This is a genomic window from Actinophytocola sp., assembly GCF_035762905.1.
Taxonomy (GTDB): domain Bacteria; phylum Actinomycetota; class Actinomycetes; order Mycobacteriales; family Pseudonocardiaceae; genus DASYTH01.
Genome location: NZ_DASUCC010000077.1, coordinates 61,430 through 74,677, shown reverse-complemented (window position 1 = coordinate 74,677; position 13,248 = coordinate 61,430). Strand labels below are relative to the sequence as shown.

General features: G+C 72.8%; 15 protein-coding genes. 10 read left to right on the top strand and 5 right to left on the bottom strand.

Annotated elements, in window-relative coordinates; translation table 11 throughout:
* From VFV67_RS15560 to VFV67_RS15545, 4 genes are read left to right on the top strand one after another with little or no spacing between them, the layout of a single operon-like run.
* Complete coding sequence (locus tag VFV67_RS15560; RefSeq protein ID WP_326470699.1) at nucleotides 1-660, top strand: lipid droplet-associated protein; 660 nt, start codon at nucleotides 1-3, stop codon at nucleotides 658-660.
* Nucleotides 661-664: 4 nt separating this feature from the next.
* A complete protein-coding gene (gene xseA, locus VFV67_RS15555; RefSeq protein WP_326470697.1) occupies nucleotides 665-1,936 on the top strand; it encodes an exodeoxyribonuclease VII large subunit in 1,272 nt (423 codons plus the stop codon).
* Complete coding sequence (locus VFV67_RS15550) at nucleotides 1,917-2,363, top strand: sugar ABC transporter substrate-binding protein (protein ID WP_326470695.1); 447 nt, start codon at nucleotides 1,917-1,919, stop codon at nucleotides 2,361-2,363. The genes xseA and VFV67_RS15550 overlap by 20 nt, the downstream gene beginning before the upstream one ends.
* Nucleotides 2,360-2,575, top strand: coding sequence for an exodeoxyribonuclease VII small subunit (locus tag VFV67_RS15545; protein ID WP_326470694.1), 216 nt, complete (start codon nucleotides 2,360-2,362; stop codon nucleotides 2,573-2,575). Before VFV67_RS15550 ends, VFV67_RS15545 begins: the two co-directional genes overlap by 4 nt.
* A gap of 2 nt (nucleotides 2,576-2,577) precedes the next feature.
* Here the strand turns inward: VFV67_RS15545 and VFV67_RS15540 are convergent, their stop codons facing one another.
* Nucleotides 2,578-3,201: a DUF4245 domain-containing protein gene (locus VFV67_RS15540; RefSeq protein ID WP_326470693.1), complete on the bottom strand. Its 624-nt coding sequence runs from the start codon at nucleotides 3,199-3,201 to the stop codon at nucleotides 2,578-2,580.
* A 101-nt stretch (nucleotides 3,202-3,302) separates the two neighbouring features.
* On the opposite strand from VFV67_RS15540, the gene glpX reads away from it, so the two are divergent.
* The 3 genes from glpX (at nucleotide 3,303) to VFV67_RS15525 (ending at nucleotide 5,683) form a co-directional block, all read left to right on the top strand.
* Nucleotides 3,303-4,382, top strand: a complete 1,080-nt coding sequence (gene glpX, locus VFV67_RS15535; protein ID WP_326470692.1) for a class II fructose-bisphosphatase — start codon at nucleotides 3,303-3,305, stop codon at nucleotides 4,380-4,382.
* 82 nt (nucleotides 4,383-4,464) lie between these two features.
* Complete coding sequence (locus VFV67_RS15530) at nucleotides 4,465-5,088, top strand: L,D-transpeptidase (protein ID WP_326470690.1); 624 nt, start codon at nucleotides 4,465-4,467, stop codon at nucleotides 5,086-5,088.
* 64 nt (nucleotides 5,089-5,152) lie between these two features.
* Entirely contained in the window at nucleotides 5,153-5,683 is a 531-nt protein-coding gene (locus tag VFV67_RS15525) for a L,D-transpeptidase (RefSeq protein WP_326470689.1), read from the top strand.
* Here VFV67_RS15525 and VFV67_RS15520 read toward each other — a convergent pair.
* Complete coding sequence (locus VFV67_RS15520; protein WP_326470688.1) at nucleotides 5,680-6,675, bottom strand: NAD(P)/FAD-dependent oxidoreductase; 996 nt, start codon at nucleotides 6,673-6,675, stop codon at nucleotides 5,680-5,682. The genes VFV67_RS15525 and VFV67_RS15520 overlap by 4 nt on opposite strands.
* Before the next feature lie 96 nt (nucleotides 6,676-6,771).
* Between VFV67_RS15520 and VFV67_RS15515 the strand changes: the two genes are divergently transcribed.
* Complete coding sequence (locus tag VFV67_RS15515; protein ID WP_326470687.1) at nucleotides 6,772-8,169, top strand: class II fumarate hydratase; 1,398 nt, start codon at nucleotides 6,772-6,774, stop codon at nucleotides 8,167-8,169.
* Nucleotides 8,170-8,200: 31 nt separating this feature from the next.
* On the top strand, nucleotides 8,201-9,604 hold the full coding sequence (locus tag VFV67_RS15510; RefSeq protein ID WP_326470686.1) for a PLP-dependent aminotransferase family protein: 1,404 nt from the start codon (nucleotides 8,201-8,203) through the stop codon (nucleotides 9,602-9,604).
* Here the strand turns inward: VFV67_RS15510 and VFV67_RS15505 are convergent.
* The 3 genes from VFV67_RS15505 to VFV67_RS15495 form a co-directional block, all read right to left on the bottom strand.
* Nucleotides 9,563-9,769: a DUF397 domain-containing protein gene (locus VFV67_RS15505; protein ID WP_326470683.1), complete on the bottom strand. Its 207-nt coding sequence runs from the start codon at nucleotides 9,767-9,769 to the stop codon at nucleotides 9,563-9,565. The two genes, VFV67_RS15510 and VFV67_RS15505, sit on opposite strands and share 42 nt — an antisense overlap.
* 16 nt (nucleotides 9,770-9,785) lie before the next feature.
* Nucleotides 9,786-10,595 carry a helix-turn-helix transcriptional regulator gene (locus VFV67_RS15500; RefSeq protein ID WP_326470682.1) on the bottom strand — a complete coding sequence of 270 codons (810 nt, stop codon included), beginning with the start codon at nucleotides 10,593-10,595 and terminating at the stop codon, nucleotides 9,786-9,788.
* A gap of 117 nt (nucleotides 10,596-10,712) precedes the next feature.
* A complete protein-coding gene (locus tag VFV67_RS15495; protein ID WP_326470681.1) occupies nucleotides 10,713-11,627 on the bottom strand; it encodes an MBL fold metallo-hydrolase in 915 nt (304 codons plus the stop codon).
* Nucleotides 11,628-11,708: 81 nt separating this feature from the next.
* On the opposite strand from VFV67_RS15495, the gene VFV67_RS15490 reads away from it, so the two are divergent.
* A complete protein-coding gene (locus VFV67_RS15490; protein ID WP_326470680.1) occupies nucleotides 11,709-13,244 on the top strand; it encodes an ATP-dependent DNA ligase in 1,536 nt (511 codons plus the stop codon).
* Nucleotides 13,245-13,248 lie beyond the last annotated feature (4 nt).

The window sequence follows — 13,248 nt, the reverse complement described above, 5'->3', positions numbered from 1 at the left end:
ATGAGGTCACTCCCGCTCCCGTTGAGAGTCGCGGCCGGAATCGCCGCCACCGCCGTCGAGCAGGCCCGTGACCTGCCGGCAAAGATCGTCGGACTGCCGGTCACCGTGGCCAGCCAGGCCCTCCAGGTGTCCATGCGGGTGCAGCAGCACGTGACCGAGCTCGCGATCAAGGGCGACGAGGTGCTCGCCGCCCTGCGCCCGGTGGAGGAAACCCCGGAGTGGGCCACGTTCGACGAAGACCTACCGGAGGACCGCGACCCCGCGCCGTTCGACCGGGTGCCCGAGGACTGGTCGGACCCGGTCGGCAACGGGCAGGTGGACGACGGCTACGGCGAGTCCGGGCCGCCCGAGGACGACGCCGCCGACGCCGACACCGACGAAGACGGCTTAGACCCGTGGACGCTCGAGGAGCGCGCGCTGGCCGAGGAGACCGCGGCCGAGGTGCCGCCGGAAACTCCCGATGCCGAGCCGGAAACCCAGCAGCCGCAAGGTGTTCCGAACTACGACGAGCTGTCGCTGCCCCAGCTGCGGGCCCGGCTGCGCTCGTTCACCGTCGACGAGTTGGCGGCCCTGCTCGAGCACGAGCGGGCCAACGCCAACCGGCCGGCCTTCGTGGGCATGCTCACCCGCCGGATCGCCACCGTCCGCGACAACCAGTGACCCAGTGACCGCACCCGCCCAGACCAGTCCGGAACAGCCCTGGCCGGTCCGCACGGTCGCCCGCAAGATCTCCGACTGGATCAACCGGCTCGGCGCGGTCTGGGTGGAGGGCCAGGTGACGCAGATCTCCGCCCGGCCGGGCACCGCGACCGCGTTCCTGACCCTGCGCGACCCGGCCGCCGACCTGTCCATCACGGTGACCTGCGCCACCGAACTGCTGCGCGCCCACCAGCCGGCGCTGACCGACGGCACCCGGGTGGTCCTGCACGCCCGCCCGACCTTCTACGTCAGCCGCGGCACGTTGAGCCTGCGCGCGGACGAGATCCGCGCGGTCGGCATCGGCGAGCTGCTGGCCAGGATCGAGCGGCTGCGCCGGGCGCTGCACGCGGAGGGCCTGTTCGACCCGGCCCGCAAGCGCCGGCCGCCGTTCCTGCCGGACACGGTCGGCCTGATCACCGGCCGCGCCTCGGCGGCCGAGCGCGACGTTCTGGTCAACGCCCAAGCCCGGTGGCCGTCGGTGCGGTTCCGGATCGAGAACGTCGCCGTGCAGGGCGCGCTGGCCGTGCCGCAGATCGTCGACGCGCTGTCCACATTGGACAGAGACGGTGCGGTGGACGTGATCGTGATCGCCCGCGGCGGCGGCAGCGTCGAGGACCTGCTGCCGTTCTCCGACGAGACGCTGTGCCGCGCGGTCGCCGGCTGCCGCACGCCGGTGATCAGCGCCATCGGTCACGAGCAGGACTCCCCGCTGCTCGACCACGTCGCCGACGTGCGCTGCTCGACCCCGACCGACGCGGGCAGACGCGTGGTGCCGGACGTGGTCGCGGAGACCGAGCGGATCCGGGCGCTGCGCGACCGGGGCCGGCGGGCGCTGCATGGCTGGGTGGACCGGGAGCGCCGGCTGTTGGACTCGCTGCGCAGCCGTCCGGTGCTGGCCGACCCGGTCACGCCGCTGCTCCGCCGGGCCGAACAGGTCGCCGGGCTGCTCCAGCGGGCCCGCCGGGCGGTGCTCGGCCGGCTCGAGGAGGAACGATCGGCGCTGAATGCCACCAATGCCCGCTTGACGACGCTCGGACCAGCAGCCACGCTTGCCCGCGGGTATGCGGTTGTTCAGCGCGTCGGCCCGGCCGGCGATCCCGAGGTGCTCCGTGCGGTCGACGAGGCACCGCCGGGCACCCGGCTCCGGGTCCGGGTGATGGACGGCGCGCTGTACGCGGTGGTGTCCGGGGACGCCGACCCGCCGAGCGGAGGTAGCCGTGGCGAGACTGGGGCGTGATCCGAGCTTTCTGCCGCTGACCTTGTCCACCGTGCATTCCTTCGGCGACGCCGGCCGGACCTCGCCGGCCGTGCGGGCCGGAGCGGACGCGGTGTTCCGCCGGGCCCGCGAGGCGAACGCGGCCGCGGCCGAGTGCTGGGCGGCGCTGCTCGGCGGCTGCGACGCCCCGGGCACCCGCGCGCTGCCCGGACGGCTGCGGGATCTGACCGAGGCCACCGCGATGTTCGCCGGCCGGCGCTGGTGGCAGGGTGACGGCTCGCAGCACCGGTACCGCATCGCCCGCGCGCAGCGGCGCATCGAGGAGGCGATCGGCGAGCAGGACGGCGCCGAGTTCGCCGAGGCGTTCGTCGGCTACGACCAGGCGGTGGCCACCGCGCTGGTTCGCGCGTACAACAGGCACACCAGATTGGAGAGTCCCGCCCGGTGAGTGACGCCGAGCTTGACTACGAGCAGGCCAGGGACGAGCTGACCGCCGTCGTCGCCAAGCTGGAGGCGGGCGGGCTGTCCCTTGAGGACTCGCTGGCCCTGTGGGAGCGCGGCGAGGCGCTGGCCCGGCTCTGCGACCGGCATCTGGCCGGTGCCCGGGAGCGGGTCGAGACCGCGCTCGCCGCCGTCGAACCGGAGCCCGGCGAGGGCTGAGCTCAGCGGGTCGGCTTGGCCACCGGTGCGGCCGCCTGCACCGCCCTGGCCAGCACCTGGAAGTCCGCCTCGGCCGCCGAGCCGGTGATCAGCGTCGTGACGCCGTCGAGCCGGGTGACCCAGGCCTGCTCGGCGCGCCGGCCGGGGTAGGTGGTCCAGGTCGTCCCCAGCACGTCCACCTGGCCGGTGGCCCGCGGGCCGCGCTGGCCGGTCTCCGCGGCGACCACGTCGGCCGGTTCCCCGCCGGACTGGCTGAGCTGTACGAACCGGCCGTCCGGGGTGAGCCAGCCGACCCGCACCACGACGCTCGCTCCGGCGCCGACCGCGGACACCGAGGAGGAGTTGGCCCGCCAGCCGGCCGGAACCTCGGGCCGGCGGATCGCGAAGTCCACCGAGCCGGCCGCGGCGGCGAGGTCCCGGGACACGTCCGCGCTGGGCGCCGCGCCCTGGTCCACGGTGGGCCCGCCCGGGCTGAACGAGCAGCCCCGGCTGAAGCCGACCAGCACCCCCATGATCACCAGCAGCACCGCGAGCGATCCGAGCAGGTCCCGGACGCCGGCTCGGATCCGCGGCGGGACCGGATTCTCCTGTTGCGATTCAGGTGGGGTGTGCACCACGGATCCCATCGTTCCAGGCCACGGGAACCGTGTTCTTGGTGACTCTTGGTTATCCCGCACCGGGATGATCTGCGAGGATCGAGCTCGGGCCCCTTCGACCGGGAGGCACGATGACTACGGGGAGCGAGACCGACAACTCGACCAAGGGCGTGCGGCGTCGCGAGGCACCCGACCGGAACCTGGCGCTGGAGCTGGTCCGGGTCACCGAGGCCGCGGCGATGGCCGCCGGCCGGTGGGTCGGCCGGGGCGACAAGAACGGCGGCGACGGCGCGGCCGTAGACGCGATGCGCAAGCTGATCGGCACGGTGTCGATGCGCGGCGTGGTGGTCATCGGCGAGGGCGAGAAGGACCAGGCGCCGATGCTGTACAACGGCGAGGCGGTCGGCGACGGCAACGGGCCGGACTGCGACGTCGCGGTCGACCCGATCGACGGAACCACGTTGATGTCCAAGGGAATGCCGAACGCGATCGCGGTGCTCGCGGTGGCCGAGCGGGGCGCGATGTTCGACCCGTCCGCGGTGTTCTACATGGAGAAGCTGGCGGTCGGCCCGGAGGCCGCGGACGTCATCGACATCACCGCGCCGGTGGACGAGAACATCCGCCGGGTGGCCAAGGCGAAGCACAGCGACGTCTCCGACGTCAACGTGTGCATCCTGGACCGGCCGCGGCACGAGGACCTGGTGCGCGCGGTGCGCCGGGCCGGCGCGCGGATCCACTTCATCAGCGACGGCGACGTGGCCGGGGCGATCTCGGCGGCCCGGCCGAACACCGGCGTGGACCTGTTGATCGGAATCGGCGGCACCCCGGAGGGGATCATCGCGGCCTGCGCGCTGAAGTCCATGGGTGGCGCGATCCAGGCCCGGTTGTGGCCCAAGGACGACGAGGAACGGCAGAAGGCCATCGACGCCGGCCACGATCTCGGCCGGGTGCTGGAGACCGACGACCTGGTGCGCGGGGACAACGTGTTCTTCTGCGCCACCGGGGTCACCGACGGCGATCTGCTGCGCGGCGTGCACTACCGGGCCGGTGGCTGCACCACGCAGTCGATCGTGATGCGGTCCAAGTCCGGCACCGTGCGGATGATCGACGGGTTCCACCGGCTGACCAAGCTGCGGGAGTACTCCTCGGTGGATTTCGACCGGTCCGAGCACGAGGACGAGGACGAACACACGCTGCGACCGTTGCCGTGACCGGCCGCAGGCAACCTGTGATCGTTCCGCAACGTCATCTTTGGTAAAGACCAATAACGTCTGGTCTGTGCGAGGAGCTGACATGCGGATCAAGAAGCTGATCGTCGGGGCGGCACTGACCGGAGCCGCGGTGCTGTCCGCGTGCGGTCCCGCACCGCAGGCCCGGCCGGCCGCCGACACCGGCACGCCGAGCCCCACGACCACGACGACGACCACCCCCACGACCACCACGACGACGCCGCCCCCGGCGCCACCGGCCGCCGAGCCGGCACCGGCGCCCGCTCCGGCCCCCGCGCCCAAGCCGAAGCCGACCACCACGAAGCCCAAGCCGAAGCCGGCCCCGAAGCCGGCCGGCGGCACGCCGTGCACGATCACCGACGGCGCCTGCATCGACCTGTCGGCCAACCGGTCCTGGCTGCTCAAGGGCGGCGTGGTCAGCTACGGCCCGGTGCCGATCACGCACGGCCGGCCCGGCTACCGCACCCCGCCCGGCACGTTCCGGGTGTCGTTCAAGGACATCGACCACAAGAGCTCGCTCTTCGACGACGCGCCCATGCCGTACTCGGTGTTCTTCAACGGCGGCATCGCCTTCCACGCCGGCAGCCTGCGCGAGCTGTCGCACGGCTGCATCCACCTGTCCAACGGGGCCGCCAAGACCTACTACAACTCCCTCGCCGTCGGCGCCACCGTGCAGGTGGTGCGCTAGGCAACCTGGGCCGCCGGCGCCGCGTGAGTGAAGGGTGGACGGCACGCGGCGACCGGGAGGCCCCATGCCAGCACCGCGCACGGCGCTCGCCGCCGCGTTGATCCGCACCGCGTTGATCCTCACCGCGCTGGCCGGATGCGCTCCGGCGGCTCGGCCGGCCGCCGCACCGCCGGCATCGGGCGGCAGCACCGCGCCGGCCCCCAACACGACGACCACCACCAGCACCACCGTCGCCCCGCCACCCCCGCCGCCGTGTGCGCCGGGGGTCCGGGCCTGCGTGCGCCTGTCCACCCGGCAGGCGTGGCTGATGTCCGCGGGACTGGTCGACTACGGTCCGGTGCCGATCGCGCACGGCGGGCCGGCCAACCGCACGCCCACCGGGACGTTTCCGGTGTCCTGGAAGGACGCGGAGAACACCAGCAGCATCTACGGCACCCCGATGCCGTACTCGGTCTTCTTCGCGCCGGGCGGCATCGCCTTCCACGAGGGCAGCATCACCGAGGACTCGCACGGCTGCGTCCGGTTGACCGCCGAGGCGGCCAGGACGTTCTTCGACGGACTGACCGCCGGTCAGCTCGTCCAGGTGGTGGTTTAGGGGACGTCGCTGGAGTGACCCGGGAACAGGTGCGCGGCCGGGTCGAGGGCGACGGCGATGTTGTTCACCGCGGTCGCGGCCTCGCCGAAGCCGGTGGCGATCAGCTTGACCTTGCCGGGGTAGGCGGCGATGTCGCCGGCGGCGTAGATCCGGTTCCGGGCGGTGCGCATGGTGCTGTCCACGGCGATCGCCCGGTGGTCGATCTTCAGGCCCCAGGACTCGATCGGCCCGAGGTCGGCGGTGAAGCCGAGCGCGGCGACCACGGTCTGCGCGGGCAGCACCCGGACCTCCTGGCCGGCCGGGCCTTTGACGGACAGCTCGACCTCGGCCAGCCCGCCCTCGTCCCCGCGCAGCGCCATCACCTGGGCGTCGGTGATGATCGGCACGCCCAACTCCTGCACCTGGCGCACGGTCGCGGCGAACGCGCGGAACTTGGCCCTGCGGTGCACCAGCGTGACGCTGCGGGCGATCGGGTGCAGCGACAGCGCCCAGTCGAACGCCGAGTCGCCGCCGCCGACCACGACCACGTCCTGGCCGCGGTGCGCCTCCGGGGCGGGCACGAAGTGCACGACGCCGTTGCCGAGCCAGCCGTCGCCGGCGGGCAGCGGCCGCGGGGAGAACTCGCCCATCCCGGCGGTGATCAGCACCGCACCGGCCCGGATCACCGTGCCGCCGTCCAGCCCCACGTCGAACTGACCGTCCACTTCGGACAGCGAGACCGCCTTGCGGCCGAGCAGGTAGTTCGGCTTCCACTGGTCGGTCTGCTCGACAAGGGCGGTGACCAGGTCCCGGCCGCGCACCGCCGGGAACCCGGCCACGTCGAAGATCATCTTCTCCGGGTACATCGCGGTGACCTGCCCACCGGGCTCCGGCAGCGAATCGACCAGGGCCACGGACAGCTCCCGGAATCCCGCGTAGTACGCCGCGAACAGGCCGGTCGGCCCCGCTCCGACGATCAGGATGTCGACTTCCGTGGGTGTCGCGTTCGTCATGCGTACCGCCTCGGCAGCGTGGTGAGGGAGCTAACGGAAAGACTATGTGGGCTGCGCCACTGTGCCCACAACAGTGTCCCGCGCCACACTAGGGGGATGACGGAAGGCGGCTATCGGCTCGAACACGACACGATGGGCGAGGTCCGGGTGCCGGCGCAGGCGTTGTGGCGGGCGCAGACTCAGCGCGCGGTGGAGAACTTCCCGATCTCCGGCCGGGGCCTCGAGCGGTCCCAGATCCGCGCCCTCGGCCTGCTGAAGGCGGCCGCCGCCCGGGTGAACGGCCGGCTCGGCGTGCTGGACCCCGGCCCGGCCGAGGCCATCGCCGCCGCGGCCGAGGAGGTCGCCGCCGGCCAGCACGACGAGCACTTCCCGATCGACGTGTTCCAGACCGGTTCGGGCACCTCGTCGAACATGAATGCCAACGAGGTGATCGCCACCCTGGCCGGCCGCGCGCTCGGCCGCGACGTGCACCCCAACGACGAGGTCAACGCGTCCCAGTCGTCGAACGACACCTTCCCGACCACGATCCACATCGCGGCGACCGAGGCGCTGGTCCGGGACGTGATCCCGGCGCTCGAGCACCTGGCCGGCACCCTGGAGAAGCGCGCCGCCGACTGGGCCGACCTGGTCAAGTCCGGGCGCACGCACCTGATGGACGCGGTCCCGGTCACGCTCGGCCAGGAGGCGGCGGCGTGGGCGACCCAGGTGCGCTACGGCATCGACCGGCTCACCTCGTGCCTGCCCCGGCTGGGCGAGCTGGCGATCGGCGGCACCGCGGTGGGCAGCGGTCTGAACGCGCCGGAGGGGTTCGGCGCCGCCGTGGCCAGGGAGCTGGCCAAGGTCACCGGCCTGCCGCTCATCGAGGCCCGCGACCACTTCGAGGCACAGGCCACCCAGGACGGCGTGGTCGAGGCGTCCGGCCAGCTGCGCACGGTCGCGGTGTCCCTGTTCAAGATCGCCAACGATCTGCGCTGGCTGGGCTCCGGCCCGCGCACCGGCCTGGCCGAGCTGGCCCTGCCCGACCTGCAGCCCGGATCGTCGATCATGCCCGGCAAGGTCAACCCGGTGATCGCCGAGGCCACGATGATGGTGGTGGCCCAGGTGATCGGCAACGACGCCGCGGTGGCGTTCGCCGGCAGCCAGGGCAACTTCCAGCTCAACGTGATGCTCCCGGTGATCGCCCGCAACGTCCTCGAGTCCGCCCGGCTGCTCGCCGCGGTCGCCACCCTGCTTGCCGACAAGGTGATCGCCGGCGTCACGCCGAACGCCGACCGGATGCGCGAGTACGCCGAGTCCTCGCCGTCGATCGTCACCCCGCTCAACCGCTACCTCGGCTACGAGGAGGCGGCGGCGATCGCCAAGCAGTCCCTGCGCGAACGCAAGACGATCCGCGAGGTGGTGCTGGAGCGCGGCCATGTCGACGCCGGCCGGCTGACCGTGGCCCAGCTGGACGAGGCGCTCAACCCCTTGCACATGGCCCGCGGCGGCCGCTGAGAGAAGTGGTGCAGGAGTAGCCTCGCGGTCGATGTCCGAAGAATGGGCCACCTTGCGGGAGCTGCTGCTCCCGGCGGCCACCGCCACCCGGCGCGGGCGGCACGGGCGCGGCGTCGAGGCCGCGCTGCGCACGGCGATCCGCGGCGGCCAGCTCACCCCCGGGACCCGGCTGCCGTCCAGCCGGGATCTGGCCCGCCAGCTCGGCGTGGCCCGCGGCACCGTGACCGCCGCCTACGGCCAGCTGACCGCCGAGGGCTACCTGGCCACCCGCCGGGGATCGGGCACCTCGGTCGCCGCCGGCCTGAGCAGTGGCACCGCCGCGGCACACCGCCCGGCCGAGGAGGACCCCCGCTGGCGGTTCGACCTGCGCCCCGGCCGGCCCGCGCTGGGTGCCTTCCCGCGCGCCGAGTGGGTGGCGGCGACCAGGGCGGCGCTGGCCCGGCTGCCGGACGAGGCGCTCGGCTATCCGGATCCGGCCGGGTTGCCCGAGCTGCGCACGGAGCTGGCCGGATACCTGGGCCGGGTCCGCGCGGTGACCGCCGAACCGGACGACATCGTGATCACCAACGGTGCGACCGAGGCGTTGTCCCTGCTCAGCGCGGTGCTGGCCGGTCAGGGCCGCGCGGACGTCGCCATGGAGGAGCCCGGGCACCAGGGCCAGACCGAGCTGCTGCGCGGCCTGGGCCTGCGGCCGCACGCCGTGCCCGCGGACTCCGGCGGCATCCGGGTGGATGCGCTGGCGGCCACGCCCTGCCGGGCCGTCGTGGTCACCGCGGCGCACCAGTTCCCGCTCGGCGTCGCACTGCATCCGGACCGCCGGCACGCCCTGCTCGCCTGGGCCCGAGAGCGGGACGCGCTGGTCATCGAGGACGACTACGACGCCGAGCACCGCTACGACCGGCCGGCGCTGCGGGCCATGCAGGCGATGGACCCGGACCGGGTGGCCTATGTCGGCAGCCTCAGCAAGACCCTGGCGCCGGCCCTGCGGCTGGGCTGGCTGGTCGCGCCCCGCGCATTGCGCGCCGGTCTGGTAGCCCGCAAGCGGTGGACCGACCTGGGTTGCTCGCCGCTGCCGCAGGCCGCGTTCGCCGGAATGCTGCGATCCGGCGGCTACGACCGGCATCTGCGCCGCAGCCGGCTGCTGTACCGGCGCCGGCGGGACGCGCTGCTGGCCGCGCTGGCCGAGCATCTGCCCGACTGGCAACCGATCGGGATCGCCGCCGGCCTGCACGTGCTGCTCCGGCTGCCCGACGGGGTCGACGATTGCGCCGTGCACCAACGCCTTGCCGCGCACGGCATCCTCGCGCCCGCATTGTCCCGGTATGTCCGCGCGGGAACCGGTGGCCCGTACCCGGGTCTGGTGCTCGGCTACGCGGCGCTGCCCATCGACCGGCTACACGCCGCGGTGGCCGAGATCGCCGCAGCGCTCCGCTGACCACGAGCGCAGCAAGGCTTGAAAGGAATGCCGGGGAAACGCCAGCACCGGACCGCCGGAATTCTTGGCGTCCCGCAGCCCCACCATCGCCTGCGCGTGGCACACCTCGACACAGTTGGCGTTGTTGGTACTCCGCGAGCTCGTGCGCCAGCGGGTGAAGCTCACCGGTGAACTCCTGTCTCTAGCCGAACTCGGCGGCGATCGTACCGACCAGACCGGCGGAGGCGTCCGGTGGCAGGGCCACCCCCAGAATGTTTCGCAGGGCCAGGCGATAGCGCTCCAGATCGGCGCCTTCGTCGATGAAAACGCCGGTGTCGTGATTCTCGATGAATGCCACGCTGGCCTCGTCGACGAAGTCGAGAATCACGAATGGCCCGCGCAGCCCGGCGTGCGCCCCGGTGCTCGCCGGCACCACCCGCAGCTCGACGTTCGGCCGCTCGGCCACGCTGACGAGGTGCTGGAGCTGGCGCCGCATCACGCCGGGCGCACCGACCGGCAGCCGTAACGCGACCTCGCAGAGCACCGCGAGAAAACGCGGCGCGGCGGCCCGGGTCAGCAGCGTCTGCCGGGCCATCCGGGTGGCCACGAGATTGTCCAGCTCGGCGCCGGCCATCGCGGGCTCGACGCCCTGGATCATTGCCGCGCTGTATTCGGAAGTCTGCAATAGTCCGGGAATCACCAACGGTTCGTAGTTGATGATGCCGACCGCTTTGCTCTCCAGCTCGATCAGTGCCCGCCACAGTTGTGGAATTCCGGACTGGCGTTGCCACCATCCTTTCTGGTTGCTGCGGCGCAGCATGTCCAGCAGTTCCTGCCGGCGCACGGTCGGAACCCGGTAGAAACCCAGCAATGCGGCGACGTCGTCGACCTGCATTCCGCTGTTCCCGGTCTCGATCCGGCTGATCTTGCTGGCCGAGACGCCGAGCAGCTTGGCCACCTCGGCACAGCTCATCCCGCGTTGCTCCCGCAGGCTGCGAAGCTCGGCGGCCACCGCTCGCGACCGGACGGACGTGTGCGGATTACCGGGCATAGCCGCATCTTCGCTATAACGGCGGCACCGAACAATTACACGAATGGGCGAACGGGCTGGTCCATAGTGGACGAAAAGCTACACCGCGCACCTCAGCGGTCCGCCGTGATAGGTGACCGCATCGGTGAAAGCGGCCAGGATGTCGACCTCGGACCCGTCCAGATCGGCATACGCCCGGTGCAGGTTGAGCACCAACCGTTCCTGGTCCGGCCAGGCCGCGAACTCGCCGAGATCGGCCTGACGGGCGGCATCCAGCGGGGCGAGGCGGTTAGCCCGTCCGGCCGTTGCCGTCTCGACCACGAACCTGTAATAGCGCCGGTGCGCGTCCAACACCGGCTCGAACCCGGCGCCGTCCACCAGGGTTCCGTGCCCCGGCACCACATGGGCGGCACCGAAGCCGGCCAGCCAGTCCAGGCTGCGCAGCGCGCCGTCCATCGATCCCATCAGGACCAGCGGGGTGACCTCGTGGAAGATCAGGTCCCCGGTGAACAGCACGCCGTCGTCGGGCAGCCAGGCCACCACGTCGCCTGCGGTGTGCGCCGGATGGCCGGGATGGCACAGCCGCACCGGCCGGCCACCCACGTAGACGGTCAACTCGTCGCGCAGCACAACGTTCGGCGGCCGGATCGACACCGCGCCCCAGTCCGGTGTGGGGGACCAGATCGGCGGCGTGTCGGCCAGCACGAAGTCGGCGAGCAACCCGGCCCTGGTCGCCTGGTGCCCGATGATCGCCGTGGTCTCGGGCAGCAGGCTGTTGCCGTAGGCGTGGTCGCCGTGCAGGTGGGTGGTCACCGCGAGGCGGACCGGCGCGTCGCCGGCGACCTCCGCGACGGCGGCCAGGAACCGGCGGGTGCGCGCCTCGGTGGCGCAGGTGTCGATCAGCATCGGGCCGCCGTCGCCGAGCACCGCGCCGGCGTTGTTGATCCACCACGACCCGTCCGGCTGCACCCAGGCGTACACGCCGTCGGCGACCGGAACCAAACTGGCTGTCATCGTCGTTCCCCCTCGGTTCGCGCCGCTCGCCGGCAACGGTAACGCCGCCGGACTGTCGGTGGGAGCGGGCAAGATGAACCCGTGCTGTTCGCCGATGTGGTCGCCACGTCCGAGGCCGTGGCGGCGACCCGATCGCGGCTGACCAAGGTGGCTGCCCTGGCCGGCCTGCTGCGCCGTGCCGGCGAACCGGGCGAGATCGAGACCGCGGTCGCGTTCCTGGCCGGTGCGCCCCGGCAGGGCCGGATCGGTGCCGGCTGGCGCACCCTGGCCGAGCTGGACATCGCGCCGGCCGCCGAGCCCGGCCTGACCGTGCGGCGGGTCGACGAGCTGCTCGACGCGGTCGCCCGGACCAGCGGGAAGGGTTCCGGCGCCCGGCGCACCGAGCTGCTCGGCTCGCTGTTCGGCGCGGCCACCGTGGCCGAGCAGCGCTTCCTGCACCGCCTGCTGACCGGTGAGCTGCGCCAGGGCGCGCTGGAGGGGGTCATGCTGGACGCCATCGCGGCGGCCGGCGAGGTGCCCGGCGAGGCGGTGCGCCGGGCCTTCATGCTCTCCGGCCGGCTGGCCGCGACCGCCGCGGCCGCGTTGGCCGGCGGCGCGGCGGCGCTGGGCGAGTTCGGCCTCGAGCTCGGCCGGCCGGTGCGCCCGATGCTCGCCTCGCCGGCTTCCTCACTGGCCGAGGCGCTGACCGAGCTGGGGTCCTGCGCCGTGGAGTACAAGCTGGACGGCGCGCGGATCCAGGTGCACAGGGACGGCGACGAGGTGCACATCTACACCAGGACGCTGCGCGAGATCACCGGTGCGGTGCCGGAGCTGGTCGCGCTGGTGCGAGCGCTGCCCTGCCGGTCGATCGTGCTGGACGGCGAGACGCTGGCGCTGTCCGACGACGGCCGGCCGCGCCCGTTCCAGGAGACGATGAGCCGGTTCGGCGCCACCAGCGAGCGGGAGCTGCTGCTGCACCCATATTTCTTCGACTGCCTGCACCTGGACGGCGCCGACCTGATCGACGCCCCGCTGCGGGAGCGCACCGCGGCGCTGCGCGGGGCGGTCGGTGAGCTGGTCATCCCAGGCGTGCTCGACCCGACCGCCGAGCAGGCCGACGCCGTGCTGGCCGGCGCGCTGGCGGCCGGGCACGAGGGCGTGGTGGTCAAGTCGCTGGACACGACGTACCAGGCCGGCCGGCGGGGCAAGGCGTGGCAGAAGGTCAAGCCGGTGCACACGCTCGACCTGGTGGTGCTGGCCGCCGAGTGGGGGCACGGGCGGCGCACCGGGCTGCTGTCCAACCTGCACCTGGGCGCCCGGGATCCGGACGGCGGCCCGCCGGTCATGGTCGGCAAGACCTTCAAGGGCCTCACCGACGAGCTGCTGGCCTGGCAGACCAGCGAGTTCCCCAAGCACGAGGACCATCGCACCGAATGGGCGGTGCACCTCAAGCCGGAGCTGGTGGTGGAGATCGCCCTGGACGGGGTGCAGGTCAGCACCCGCTATCCGGGTGGCGTGGCGCTGCGGTTCGCCCGGGTGGTCCGGTACCGGCCGGACAAGGAGCCGGCCGACGCGGACACCATCGACGCGGTCCGGGCCCTGCTGCCGGCGGGCGGGCAGGTGGTGGACCCTGACTGATTTA

Bases quoted from the DNA above. Each gene is read 5' to 3' on its own strand.
- VFV67_RS15540 (WP_326470693.1), bottom strand. From the start codon at position 3,201: ATGGGATCCGTGGTGCACACCCCACCTGAATCGCAACAGGAGAATCCG.
- VFV67_RS15525 (WP_326470689.1), top strand. From the start codon at position 5,153: ATGCCAGCACCGCGCACGGCGCTCGCCGCCGCGTTGATCCGCACCGCG.
- glpX (WP_326470692.1), top strand. From the start codon at position 3,303: ATGACTACGGGGAGCGAGACCGACAACTCGACCAAGGGCGTGCGGCGT.
- VFV67_RS15510 (WP_326470686.1), top strand. From the start codon at position 8,201: ATGTCCGAAGAATGGGCCACCTTGCGGGAGCTGCTGCTCCCGGCGGCC.
- VFV67_RS15520 (WP_326470688.1), bottom strand. From the start codon at position 6,675: ATGACGAACGCGACACCCACGGAAGTCGACATCCTGATCGTCGGAGCG.
- VFV67_RS15560 (WP_326470699.1), top strand. From the start codon at position 1: ATGAGGTCACTCCCGCTCCCGTTGAGAGTCGCGGCCGGAATCGCCGCC.
- VFV67_RS15530 (WP_326470690.1), top strand. From the start codon at position 4,465: ATGCGGATCAAGAAGCTGATCGTCGGGGCGGCACTGACCGGAGCCGCG.
- VFV67_RS15515 (WP_326470687.1), top strand. From the start codon at position 6,772: ATGACGGAAGGCGGCTATCGGCTCGAACACGACACGATGGGCGAGGTC.
- VFV67_RS15495 (WP_326470681.1), bottom strand. From the start codon at position 11,627: ATGACAGCCAGTTTGGTTCCGGTCGCCGACGGCGTGTACGCCTGGGTG.